The sequence below is a fragment of the Nostoc sp. TCL26-01 genome, assembly GCF_013393945.1.
Taxonomy (GTDB): Bacteria; Cyanobacteriota; Cyanobacteriia; order Cyanobacteriales; family Nostocaceae; genus Trichormus.
Genome location: NZ_CP040297.1, coordinates 1563534 through 1577591, shown reverse-complemented (window position 1 = coordinate 1577591; position 14058 = coordinate 1563534). Strand labels below are relative to the sequence as shown.

Annotated in this window: 6 protein-coding genes; 2 read left to right on the top strand and 4 right to left on the bottom strand. The window is 41.2% G+C overall.

What is annotated here, in order from left to right; translation table 11 throughout:
• Window positions 1-18: 18 nt before the first annotated feature.
• The gene (locus FD725_RS06630; protein ID WP_179047389.1) at window positions 19-1995 is read right to left on the bottom strand and encodes a phosphodiester glycosidase family protein; all 1977 of its coding nucleotides are present in this window, start codon (window positions 1993-1995) and stop codon (window positions 19-21) included.
• 868 nt (window positions 1996-2863) lie between these two features.
• Between FD725_RS06630 and FD725_RS06625 the strand changes: the two genes are divergently transcribed.
• Complete coding sequence (locus FD725_RS06625) at window positions 2864-7552, top strand: glutamate synthase-related protein (protein ID WP_179051454.1); 4689 nt, start codon at window positions 2864-2866, stop codon at window positions 7550-7552.
• Window positions 7553-7685: 133 nt separating this feature from the next.
• Here FD725_RS06625 and FD725_RS06620 read toward each other — a convergent pair whose 3' ends face one another.
• Complete coding sequence (locus tag FD725_RS06620; protein WP_256871866.1) at window positions 7686-8606, bottom strand: polysaccharide deacetylase family protein; 921 nt, start codon at window positions 8604-8606, stop codon at window positions 7686-7688.
• Window positions 8607-9730: 1124 nt separating this feature from the next.
• Here FD725_RS06620 and FD725_RS06615 point away from each other — a divergent pair.
• Entirely contained in the window at window positions 9731-11284 is a 1554-nt protein-coding gene (locus tag FD725_RS06615; RefSeq protein WP_179047388.1) for a glycosyltransferase family 39 protein, read from the top strand.
• 7 nt (window positions 11285-11291) lie between these two features.
• On the opposite strand, the gene FD725_RS06610 is transcribed toward FD725_RS06615, so the two are convergent.
• Both FD725_RS06610 and FD725_RS06605 read right to left on the bottom strand, forming a co-directional pair.
• Window positions 11292-12719: a DUF2079 domain-containing protein gene (locus tag FD725_RS06610; RefSeq protein WP_179047387.1), complete on the bottom strand. Its 1428-nt coding sequence runs from the start codon at window positions 12717-12719 to the stop codon at window positions 11292-11294.
• Window positions 12707-14011, bottom strand: a complete 1305-nt coding sequence (locus FD725_RS06605; protein WP_179047386.1) for a mannosyltransferase family protein — start codon at window positions 14009-14011, stop codon at window positions 12707-12709. The genes FD725_RS06610 and FD725_RS06605 overlap by 13 nt, the downstream gene beginning before the upstream one ends.
• Window positions 14012-14058: the final 47 nt, after the last annotated feature.

The following is a 14058-nucleotide window of genomic DNA, read 5'->3' as shown; positions in this document are numbered from 1 at the left end:
CTCAGCACTCAGCACTCTCTATCGTGCTTGCAGGAAAATGCCGATGCCGTTGTGGACACGGGCAGCAGTGTTAGGATAACGGTCGAGTAGTTGTCCACTTAGGTAGAGGCTGGTGGAACTGCCACCGTCTAGGTTAAGAGCATTAACACAGCCTAACAGCTTCATGATTTGGGCGTGTTCTGCTAGGGTAGCACCCAATCCACCGGCACGATTGTGGGTGGCTGTAATTAGCAGGTTATTGTTGGCGGTTGTACAAATACCACTACGTACGGCTTTTTCTGCAATAAAAGCATTGCTGAATTTTTCACCTTTAGCATCGAGGACGATTTGACTATTTTGCAGTAATAAAGGCCCAGCGCCGATGATGTTGGGGTAACGGTTGAAATCGCTGGGTGTGGTGCTACTGGTAATTTGCACATCAGTACCATTGGGTAATTGTGATGCTAGCGTGGTGGAATTACCGCGTAATACTAGTAAGTAGCTGTCTGGGGGAATGGGAAAGTTAGTTTGACCGGCTTTATCCCCGGCAAACTGATTGGTAATTTTGTTGTTTTGCACAACGAAAACCCTTTCATTGTCGGTTAAAGATGTGTAAAACTTTCCCCAAGCTGGGGTGTAACGTGCAATGCCACTCTGGACATAGCCACTGTTGAGAAATAAGATTGGCACTCGCACATTACTCGATGTCGTTAAAATTTCTTGTAAGGTGAGGCGACCGAAGTAAAATTGCCCAGAATTATTCCAAGCGATCGCTCCTCTATTTAAAATGGGGCTGGACAACCACTGGTTATCCTGACGAATTGCGCCCAAGGGTAAGCGATTATTCCGGTTAAAATAGCCACCATTAATTGCGCCGACAGCTACGTAGCGTTGTGCTGTTTGGCTGATGGGGGCTGTACCAATGAGGGTGTCAGGGTTGGTGACGATTGGTTTTAAGGTGATGCCGATAGTTCTGGGGTTAATTTCTAACCACACTACAGGAAAGCGGTCTGTCCCTAAATTGACATACTGTTGTCGCCAACGTAGACCTTTTGTCCAAATAATATCTCGTGGTTCTAGTGTATCGGGACGTAGGTCAATAATCAGGCGATGGGGTTGATTGATGGTGCTAACTTTGGGTGATAAACCCAAGGGAACACTAAGACGAATCAGGGTTTGATTATTAACTACCTCTACTTGTTTGACTGGTGATTGGGGTTCTGGTGTGGGGATTAATTGTTTGATGAGATTTGGTAAAGATGTGGGTGGGGGTGTTGCTGGTAAGGGGGTGTAGCGTTGAATTAAACCAGCATCAGCTATGCCATCTAAAACAATTGTCCACTCTCTGTTGACAGGTGCAGGAGGTTTGGCATCAGGTGTGGTGGGATCAGGGGAAATTTTTATTGGTGATCCTTGTCTGACTTGCCAGGGGGTAGGGTTATCTAAATCTACGACTATGCGGGATGCTGTGAGGCTAAGATTTTTGACTTGGGCTTTGGGTGTAGCGATCGCCAAGATGTTACCCTGAGTTTGAATTTGCCATCCTGCTGTTTGGGCAAAATTAGTGATGTCGAGATAGCGATATCCTCCTAGAAACTTCGTAGCTAAAATGACAGGTTTGGTAACTGGTGCAAACCAAACAATTGGCTGTCTGGCTGGATTAACATTGCTTAAAAGGTCTACGCCAATTAATTGTCTGAGCGCACCATCACTGACGTAAATTGCTACTTGGTTGTTTCCTTGTGGTTGCTGTAACCATGCTCCGGGTAAGCTCCGGCCATTGAGAGAAATTTGGCTACCTGATAATGTTCTGGCTGGTAAAGGAGATACTGGTGCTGGTGGTGGTAACGGTTGAGCGCTGATGCTATGGTTAACAGACAAGCACAGTGATATCGTCGTCATCGGTAAGATAACGGCTGAGTATAACCTGCAATTGAATGTTTGAGCATAGGCAAAACTCGCTCTAGGCATTGCATGAGGATTTTTTTGTCGGTAGTATTTGGGCATCTTGACCATAATTTACATAGGTACTTTTGCAACCTAACATCCTTGGTGCAAGTTGGCTAACAGAACTGAAGCTGTCCCATTGATTTTCTAGCTTTTTTGTCAAAAGTCAAGGTTCAAAATGAAAGTTGGACTGTTGATTACCCTCATCAGGGTTTGTTGGGTACGTAAGTCTGAGCTAATTTTGGGGAAATATGAAAAAATAGTGACTCAATTTTTTAGTAAATATGATAGCCTATATATTGGCTAGTTATCTCTTACAAATAATTGGCAAAAATTTTACTCTAAAACCACTATAGAATTCAACACTTTAGCTAGCATTAGTTACGGCCAGACTATCGACAGTAGTTTTGGTGAGCAAATTTAGATAACATATAAATCCTTATACATTGTTGCTGCTGTTGCTACTTGTATAGGAGCTAGATATTTAGTGACTTTAGTGGCAACAGTCAAAATCTGAACAACAACAAAGATATTTAGGAATTGTCAAATGGGTATATAGTGTACTACGCTGATTTTGCTGGTAAATCAGGATAATTTTGACTCGAAAAACAGTAGAGTGTGTATTCCGGGTTTCTTTTGCAGAAACTAAAGCTAGAGTCTGCCTAAAAAATAGATTTCATTTAGTACACAAGAATTGAGAAAATATACAGTTAACGATATAAATAGAGGACTTTCAAGGCAAAGAGATTTTTTCTGACACCAAAGATAAACACATAAAAATAGCGTAAACATTTTAACGTGGGTGATGACAAGCGCCGAAGTTAAAATTTTTTTTCTCTAAATTTCGGTAATTTATGTATTTATGTCACTCGAAGTTTAGAAATCTTACTGACCAACAGTGGCAAAATTCGTGACTCAAATATCTCAGGGACAGGCTATGAATGATAAACCGATGAATCAAAATCCAGAAATCACAGCAAAAATTAACTCAGGAGATACCTATCAGGGGCAAAAGTGGTTAGTAGAAGAACGGGATGCCTGTGGTGTAGGTTTTATTGCTCATCGTCAAAATCGTCCTAGCCATGAAATTGTGGATAAAGCTTTAACAGCTTTGACCTGCTTAGAACATCGGGGTGGTTGTAGTGCCGATCAAGATTCTGGTGATGGTGCAGGGGTGTTAACCGCTATTCCCTGGGAATTGTTTCAACAAGAATATGCCTGTGGAGAGATAGACTTTTTATCCAGCAATAATATTGCTGTAGGGATGATATTTCTACCCCAAGATCCAGCAATAGCGCAAACAGCTAAAGCGATTGTAGAAAAAATAGCTACTGAAGAGAAATTAACTCTACTGGACTGGCGAGTAGTCCCAGTCAAACCTGATTTATTGGGGGTACAGGCCGCATCTAATCAACCCCAGATAGAACAAGTTTTTTTAGCATCAGCCCAAAGTGGTGATGAATTAGAAAAGCAACTTTACATTGCTCGTAAACGCATATTCAAAGCAGCCAAGAGCATCTCGGAAGAATTTTACATCTGTTCCTTATCTAGCCGGACAATTGTTTATAAAGGCATGGTGCGTTCGGCAGTTTTAGGTGAATTTTACGAAGACTTAAAAAATCCCGCCTATAAGAGTGCCTTTGCCGTCTATCATCGCCGCTTTAGTACTAACACTATGCCCAAATGGCCTCTAGCCCAACCAATGCGGCTATTGGGTCACAATGGAGAAATTAACACTCTCCTCGGTAATATCAACTGGATGATGGCAAGAGAAGCCAACTTAAATCATCCGGTCTGGGATAGCCGCTTTGATGAACTGAAACCATTGGTTCACATTGATAACAGCGACTCCGCAACCTTAGATAACGTGTTGGAGTTGTTGGTGCGTTCTGGACGTGCGCCGGAAGAAGGCTTGATGATCATGGTTCCAGAGGCTTACCAAAATCAACCATCTTTGCGTGACTATCCAGAGATTGTGGATTTTTACGAATATTACAGTGGTTTGCAAGAAGCTTGGGACGGGCCAGCACTGTTGGTATTTAGCGATGGCAAAAAAGTCGGTGCAACACTTGATCGCAATGGTTTAAGACCAGCACGTTATGTGATTACTAAAGATGATTACATTGTGGTGGCATCTGAGGCGGGTGTGGTTGACTTACCAGAGGCAGACATTATCGAGAAAGGTAGACTAGGCCCAGGGCAAATGATTGCCGTGGATTTGGTCAACCATGAAATTCTCAAGAATTGGGAAATTAAGCAACGCATCGCCAAAAAACAACCTTATGGGGAATGGTTGCGCCAGTATCGTCAAGAATTGCCGCAGTTAGTTGTGAGTGAGTCTCCATCAGTCAATGGCAATGGTAATGGTCATCACGCAGCAGATAACGGCAAATTGACAACAGAAAAACTGGATCAAGAAACACTACTACGTCTGCAATTAGCCTTTGGTTACACAACAGAAGATGTGGAAATGGTCATTGAAGAAATGGCTAAAAAAGGCGCGGAACCGACTTTTTGTATGGGTGATGATATTCCTTTGGCGGTGCTGTCCAATAAACCCCACCTGCTCTACGACTATTTCAAACAACGGTTTGCTCAAGTCACCAATCCAGCAATTGACCCATTACGGGAAAAATTGGTGATGTCTTTGAAAGTGGAACTGGGTGAAAGGGGTAACTTACTCGAACCAAAACCAGAATATGCCAGAAGACTAAAGTTAGCATCGCCAGTATTGACAGATGCAGAGTTAGAAGCCATTAAGCTATCAGGTTTTGCCACGGCTGAGTTGTCAACGCTGTTTGCAATTGATCATGGCCCGAATGGGTTGAAAATCGCTGTAGAAAGTTTACAAAGACAAGCAGCTGAGTCAGTCCGCGCCGGGGCGAAGATTTTGATTTTGAGCGATCGCTCAGGTGCAGGTATCGGTACAGAATATAGTTATATTCCTCCCTTGTTAGCTGTGGGTGCAGTGCATCACTATCTGATTCAAGAAGGACTCAGAACCAAAACATCCTTGGTAGTTGATACTGCTCAATGCTGGAGTACTCACCACTTTGCTTGTCTGATTGGTTATGGTGCTGGTGCGGTTTGTCCTTACATGACTTTAGAAACTGTGCGGGCTTGGTGGTCTGACCCCAAAACCCAAAAGTTGATGTCAATCGGCAAAATCACTAACATCAACCTCCAAAAAGCTCTCAGCAACTATCGCCAAGCTGTAGAGTCGGGTTTGTTGAAAATTCTCTCAAAAATGGGGATTTCGCTACTTTCTAGTTATCAAGCCGCCCAAATCTTTGAAGCCATTGGTATTGGGGGCGATTTATTAGAATTGGGCTTCCGAGGAACTGCTTCTCGGATTGGGGGATTGAGTGTCAGTGACTTAGCCCAAGAGGTGCTTTCTTTCCATAGCAAAGCTTTCCCAGAACTGAAAACCAACAAGTTAGAAAACTTAGGCTTTGTGCAGTATCGGGCAACCGGTGAATATCACATGAATAGCCCGGAAATGTCCAAAGCCCTACATGAAGCGGTAAAAAGTCAGAGTTATGACCATTACGAAGTCTATAAGCAATACCTCCAAGGCAGACCAATCACCGCCTTACGCGACTTATTAGATTTCCAAAGCGATCGCTCACCCATTCCCTTAGAAGCAGTAGAATCAGTCAGCGAAATTGTCAAGCGCTTTTGTACTGGGGGAATGTCCTTGGGTGCATTGTCACGAGAAGCCCATGAAGTTTTAGCGATCGCCATGAACCGTATCGGCGGCAAATCCAACTCTGGAGAAGGTGGCGAAGACCCTGTCCGTTATAAAGTGTTAGATGATGTAGATGGGTCTGGTCACTCACCAACTCTACCTCATTTGGCAGGTTTACGGAATGGTGACACAGCGTCCAGTGCCATTAAGCAAGTCGCATCCGGCCGCTTTGGTGTGACACCAGAGTATTTAGCCAGCGCCAAACAAATCGAAATCAAAATTGCCCAAGGTGCAAAACCAGGTGAAGGTGGACAACTACCAGGGCCGAAAGTGAGTCCTTACATTGCCATGTTGCGGCGTTCTAAAACTGGTGTCACCTTGATTTCTCCACCACCGCACCACGATATTTACTCGATTGAAGACCTAGCGCAGCTAATTTTTGACCTACACCAAATTAACCCCAAAGCGCAGGTGTCGGTAAAACTAGTATCGGAAGTTGGTATTGGCACAATCGCAGCTGGTGTGGCCAAAGCAAACGCTGATATCATCCAGATTTCCGGCCATGATGGTGGCACTGGGGCATCTCCGCTTAGTTCGATTAAGCACGCTGGCTCACCCTGGGAACTGGGATTAAGTGAAGTCCATCGTGTCCTGATGAATAATAGTTTGCGCGATCGCGTAATTTTGCGCGTCGATGGTGGACTCAAAACTGGTTGGGATATCTTAATGGCAGCATTAATGGGAGGCGAAGAATACGGCTTCGGTTCCATCGCCATGATTGCTGAAGGTTGCCGGATGGCCAGGGTTTGTCACCAAAATACCTGTCCTGTCGGCGTGGCAACTCAAGACGAAGAACTGCGGAAGCGGTTTAAGGGCATCCCCGAACACGTCGTCAATTTCTTCTACTTCGTAGCCGAAGAAGTGCGGAGTTTGTTGGCTAGACTAGGCTATCAGTCTCTATCAGAAATTATTGGCCGGGCTGATTTACTCAAACTACGCCAAGACGCACACCTGAGTAAAACCCAAGCCCTCAACTTAGATTGCCTACTCAAACTACCAGATACCAAACAAGACCGCAGCTGGTTAGTTCATGAAGAAGTTCACAGCAACGGCCCAGTTGTAGATGATCAATTGCTGGCTGATGTCAATATTCAAGCAGCAATTCGTAACCAATCGAAAGTGACAAAAACCATACCCATAGTCAATACTGACAGAACAGTAGGAGCAAGACTAGCAGGAGCGATCGCTTCTCAGTATGGCGACAGTGGTTTTGAGGGACAAATTAACCTCAACTTTACAGGCAGTGTCGGACAAAGCTTTGGTGCTTTCAACCTCCCAGGTATTATTCTGACACTGGAGGGAGAAGCCAATGATTACGTAGGTAAGGGAATGCACGGTGGTGAAATTATTATCAAACCCCCAGCAGATGCTACTTACGATCCCGCCGAAAACGTCATCGTCGGTAACACCTGCCTCTACGGTGCTACAGGTGGTGTATTATTTGCCAATGGTTTAGGGGGAGAGCGCTTTGCTGTCCGAAACTCTAAAGGTGTAGCAGTGATTGAAGGAGCCGGGGATCATTGCTGTGAATATATGACTGGTGGTGTCATTGTTGTTCTTGGTAAAGTTGGACGCAACGTAGCAGCAGGGATGACTGGTGGACTTGCTTACTTCTTAGATGAAGATGGTTCATTCCGCCAATTAGTCAACCAAGAAATTGTCACCATCCAACGAGTAGTTACCACAGCCGGGGAAAAACAACTGCAAGACTTAATCAAAGCTCATGCAGAACGCACCGATTCACCAAAAGCTAAACTGATTTTGCAAAATTGGTCAGAATTCTTACCAAAATTCTGGCAATTAGTCCCACCTTCAGAAGCAGAAAATCCAGAAGCAAATCCCCAATCTGTACCGGAAAAATATCTCAGTTCAGTTTAGTCATTAGTCATTAGTCATTAGCTAGTGACTAATACAAACTCTTAACTCTGTGGCTTTGTGGTTAAATAAATTATTTTTTATTTGCCATAGAACCACAGAGAAACTTTTTGTAATGAATTAGTAACGATGAAAACTACTTTTTATTAGCAATTATTCGTTGATTTTTGTCCTGCATTTCTAAGAGTTCGGGAATAGTTACAAAGCTATAACCTTGCTTGCGAAATCTGGAAATAATTTCCGGTAATGCTTGTACTGTTTGAGAGCGATTACCACCACCATCGTGCATCAGCACAATTCCACCAGGTTTTGCTTGTCTAAATACATTATTAATTAATCTCGGTGTACCAGGACGTGAGTAATCAATCGAGTCAGATGACCACATAATGACTGCATACTTATTATTTCTGGCGTAACTAACTAACCCATTGTGCATTATTCCCCCTGGTGGGCGAAATAAATTAGTTTTCACACCTGTAACCTCGTATATCAATTCTGTTGTATTGTCAATTTCATAAGCAGCTACTTGGGGATTCATAAAATGATACCAATGATGCCAAGTATGATTACCAATAGTATGACCTTCAGCAACTATTCTTTTAATCAAGTCTGGATAGTGCTTAACATTTTGACCAATGACAAAAAATGTTGCTTTGATATTATTTTCTTTGAGAATATTTAGGACTTGAACAGTAGTCTCAGGCCAAGGGCCATCATCAAAAGTTAAGGCAATGACTTTTTGATTGGGGCTAAGTGTGGCAGCTTGAATGGTAGCTCCTTGGAACCGTGGTGGTATGGGATAAGACAAGCCTTTAACTTTTGCTTGTTGCTGCCAACTTGTCAGCATGGTTGCTTTTAAGTTCTCAACTCGCTGACGAGTTCCAGCTTTTGCAGGGGTTTTTGGGAGATTTATGCCATTCGTGCTTTGCTTGATTTGAGCATCTGAAGCATTGGGTTTGAGCAACATCATCACCCCTAAACTCAAACTAGCGCTCACAGCTAACAGCGCAATCAATATTCCCTGTGGCCAAAGAAAAGATTTATTGTTTTTTTCCACTTCGCAAGCTCCTTGAGGATCGCACTATCAATCACGATGGGAATGGTAGTTTTTAACACATTTATTTAGCAAATTTAGATACCTAGACAATTCCTGATAATCCTGAAATTTTGCATATAGATTCACAGAAATTAAAAAATATCACTTATTATCTACAACTGCACCTCTGCTTTTAGCTTTCAGGCTGGCAGATTGTACGTATCTAGCAGAGAACAGAATTGCCAGCCTTTTGGTTTATGCTTTACTCTTAAATCTTGTAACTTATTTACCCACAATCTGCTGTAATAATATTTACTATAGATTTTCCATAGATTTATTTACATGGAGTGGAGTTTTTAGTTCTGACTACTGATAGTGGGTTGTGAATACAGCACAATCAGTTAAGAGTCAAAATTTAGAGGATTGCTGAATGGATTTATTGCTAGCTTCTCATAGTTTATTGTTCACATACTGTTTCTATCCATAAATAAGTTTGATGAACTTCATAGATTTCGCCTAGGGATAAACAAGTCAGTATTGAATGAGAAAAGTTTATCCATAGCAAATTTTAATTAAAATAAAGTCTGAAATTTATTAGCTATTATTCTACTGTTGACTGTTACTACTCCCTTTGAAAGAAAAAATTAAATTTTTAGTGAATAACATTTCTAGTTCCATATCAAGCAGGTAGACTGCACTCACTTAAATATAGTTTCCCATTACTGTAAAGTGATCATTAGTTAATTCCTATACTCTTTGAAAAGTTTTATTACTTATGTCATCAAATAGTGAACTTTGCTATTGATGCCAAAATTTGAGTCACTAAGTATTACAGAATTTAGTTAACAGTTCTGATAGCTTGATATTTGCTGTATTGAATTCTCCAGCATGAAGTCATCACCTTAATTAATATGAAAATTAGATATATGTTGTCACAGTATAATTACTGAATTAAAGCAAATTTGCGACTAAAAATCAATAAAAAATATACGTAAGATTGTGAACTAAGTCAATTATAGGACTCACGCAGTCTTAGGGAGGTTTGTGGTAAGTGCGTAGCTCCTAATTATTTTCTTTAAAGAAAATTATATACATTAATTGAAGATGAAGAAAAGCGATTTAGAAATTATCAGGATTTTCATACCATGCGTCCATTCCCAGACAAAGAATGGCTATTGAGCTTGTTGGTGCTGTCTCTGTTACTGTGGCTAATGTTTTTGGGGAATTCTCCCTTAAGAGATTGGGATGAAGGGACGATCGCTCAAGTAGCTCGTGATATTTGGCGCGCTCCTGATGGTACAATGCGTTGGCTTTATCCTACTTTAGCTGGAGAACCCTACTACAACAAGCCGCCTTTGCTGCACAGCTTAATTGCTCTAACTTATTCCCTGGGTGGTGTGAATGAATGGACAACACGCTTTCCTGGTGCAGTTTTAACAGCCTTGGGTGTGCCTTTACTTTTTTTGGTGGGTAGGCAGCTTTTTAGCAAAAGTTTACCAGCATTATTTACAGCTTTGGTTTACTTAACAATGTTACCTGTGGTGCGTCATGGCAGATTGGCAATGTTGGATGGTACATTGGTGACTTTTTTTCTCATCGTACTGTTTTGTTTACTGAAAGCGCGTCAGAACCAAAAATATGCTTTGGGTGTAGGATTGGGTTTGGGACTAATTGCCTTAACTAAAGGTCTAATAGTTTTGTTGTTGGGGGGAATTGCTGGTGTATTCTTATTAGCAGATAAACAATTAGTTTTATTGAAGAGTCCTTATTTATGGACGGGTTTATTTTTAGGCAATGCTCCAGCGATCGCTTGGTATACTGCTCAATGGCAACATTATGGAAACATTTTTGTCCAAGTAAATTTGCAAGCACAAACATTTAACCGTCTTGTGCAACCTGTTGAGGGGAATAGCGGGAATATTTTCTACTATTTTATCGAAATAATTAAATATAGTTTTCCTTGGCTGGTATTTTGGCCAGGAGGCTTTTATTTAGCTGTGAAAAAACGCCATACTTCTTGGGGAAGTTTAGTTTTAGTTGGCACAATTATTTACTTGCTAACTATTTCTGTGATGAGAACAAAACTACCTTGGTATGTGATACCCATATATCCATTTCTGGCTCTGGCAATTGGTGCTAAACTCAGCGATATTTGGCAGCATCGTCATTTTTCCACAAAAGCTGGGACATTATTATTTGCAGTGTTAGCGATCGCAGGTTTATTTGGTTGCGTCTACTTCGTGACTACAGATCCCCAACCTATGTTGATAGTCATGAGTCTGGTTCTCGCAGTCAGTATGGGTATAGTAGCATGGCTGGTGAAGATGAGCGATCGCCGGTTTATTGCCGTTTTATTTGTCGGAATGTATGTGGTTTTGGCATTGTTAATGAGTTCCCAATCATGGATTTGGGAATTAAATGAAGCCTTCCCAGTCAAACCAGTGGCTACATTAATTCGCACTCATGTTTCACCAGGAACTAAAGTTTATACTTCTTTTGCCTATAGTCGTCCTAGTTTAGATTTTTACTGTGATTGTCGAGTGATCCCAGTAAACAGCGAAACCCTAAAAAAGATGGCGGGAACTAAATCTTACCTATTATTAGATAATCCCACTTTCCAGATGTTAAATTTACCAAATGCTCAACTATTAGGAGCTTCTGAAAAATTTAACTTGATTCATACAAACATCTTAAACTAAGACTCATCTACTTTTTAGTAAACAAATAGACATGATCTTTTTGATAAGACAATTTAAATGATGAATCATTTTGGAGTGTCGTAATTAAGCTAGGATGAAATTCTGTTTTTTTAGCTAAACTTAAATTTAGTGAATCCAGCAGTACATATTTAAAAGATTGATAGTTATTGTTTAAATATTCGCTGTTTGGATTAGTTAGCTTAATAATTTGACGATGACTTAAGTGAGGGGCTATTCTTGATGTTGTTAAAACACTTTCATTAGTTTGTACTAGACTCACAGCAGTATATAGAGAATTTAAATTTGGTAGACTTGAAAGATAACGTGTAAAGAAAAATTCATACTTGGCTAAAAGCAAAAATGCAATCATAGACCAAATAACTAAAAAACGTGGCTTCAGCCAACGTCTTTTTTGTTCTTGCTGGTATTGGGGTATCGATTGTATCAGCCAGACAATAATAAATGGAAAAATTGCCAAAGAATAATGATGAATTAAGTCTCGCTGCGCCCAATAATCAGAAAGAATATTGAGTAATAACATTGGTGAAGCTGGCAGAATTGCCATGATTTTTTGCCAGTGTAACCCAATAATTACTGGTAAGATTAGCAACAAATAGTAAAATATTGTGTCAGGTAAAAAGAATTTTCCGAAAATTAATTCTGGTTGGGTAATAATATTCCAGAGAATTTGCACGGGAGTGTTGCCAAGAGAACGATAAAACACAACTCCACCTGCTTCACTACCTCGCAGCATAGGAACAAGATGACCAATTGTGATGAAATACCAAATTACACCCGTGAAGATACATCCAATGCCATACCAACGCCGACGTTGAATTAACCACAACCAAAAACCTAAAGCAATTACAGTTAAACTCAAGATATCTTTGCAACTTAAGACTAGAGCAACAGCTAAAATTATTTGCCAAGTGTGTTTACCAATTCCAGCCCACATTGCCCATAATAAAGCGGGAATGGCGATCGCTTCAGGGCGGAAGTCTGTAAAAAAGTTGATATTGAACAATGCCGGATAAAGTAAATATGTAAGAGCAGTTGCTTGAGCATAAGCAATGGATAAGCCAGCTTGCAAACTTAAGGCATATATGGGAACTACTCCTACAGCTAGAGCAATAGCCTGTACTGCAAATAGCCAGTGTACATTAGGGTGAATTTTATATAGTAATGCGATCGCATACAAAATAAAAGCAGCATGATCTCCTAATATGTGAAATCCCAAGAATGATGAAATGGGTGGTAGTCCTTGACTAGTTAAATATACCCATTGATCAAAGACAGCTAAATCAAGAGCTGTTGATTGAAATAAAGCGTGTCTCAGACTGCTAGCAGCAAATAAAATTAACGCACTTACGCCAATCATCAGCACTATAGATATAGAGTGATTTGGTTTTTTGATTTGGTCTTTTAACCCACCCATTGTTCTTGTGCAAATCCTACAGCTAACTTCGCCAGTAATGTAATGAATAAACCTAAGACAAAATAGCCTTGTCGGGGATAGCGAGATAGCAGCATCCCGATCGCTATACTTAAAGGTACTATGCCATAGGCCAATCGGCTCAAGGATATTGTCCCGCCAGAAGCTAGCAGCAACCCAATACCGCAAAATCCATACACTGTAGTTACTAAAGTCATTTGCTGCCGGAAACGCCACAAGATATAACCACCACCCAAAATCATCACAGCATTGAGCAAGCGATTAATTAGATTTTCTTGTGCCAATAGCAACAACAATAAAACTAAAGTATAAAAACCGTAGATAATCTTGGCAGAATTCCAGTGTTGACGGAAGCGATATAAACAATATCCACCGCCCACAACTATAGTAAACAGCAAAGGATGCCAAGGATCATTGATCAGCCCAGAAGCAGCCGGTAGCCAGCCACCTTGCCAGTTTTGGGAACCAACAGCAATCAGCATCAGCATATTCAACCAACCCTGCCAATCAAATCCCAAAGAAGGCCGCCAGCCGCGTTGGGCAGCGATAAAAGCTAACGGATCGTGAAATTCCATAGCACAATATAGACTAAATAGCAAGACACCTGTAGCAGTTGCTAAACCTGCAATGTAGGCAATGGGGGGTCGGCGTTCTTGCCAAGCAGCGATCGCAAATGCGGGTATCATGGCCATACCTGTAGGACGGGTGGCTGTCGCCATTGCCCCCCAAATAGCCATCCATCCATACTGCTTTTGATCAAAAGCCCTTAAGGCGGCTGTACTCAAAAATAAATACAATCCCTCTGTATACACTACTCCGGTAAACATCGAAGAAGGATACCAAGACACCACAGCCGTTGCCCACCTGGCAACACTAATACCATAGAAATCTTTCAGCCAAAAATAGAGCCAGTAAAGTGCTGCTAAAAAAGCTAAGTTATTAATCAAAAGACCAGCAGCTTCAAAAGAGCAACCCAAGTTCATCAAGAATCGAATGCACAGGGGAAATAAGGGGAAGAAAGCTAGATTGTGTTGTTTGCCATCATTAACAAATTCATATCCAGTAGTAGCGATCGCCCGATAATGTACACTATCCCAAGCATCAAAAACTTCCCAACCCCAACCAGATGAATTATTCTCAGCCGATGGCAAATTTGGCGCTACCAGTAACATAGTAATCCCGATAAAGATGCGACTAAAAAACCACATCAATATCGGGAAGAGAAAATCATTTTTCCATAAGAATTTTTTCATCAATATTGGCAATTTAATCATAGACTTGAATATTTCCTGCAATTCCCCTCGGCATTTTCTGATTGATG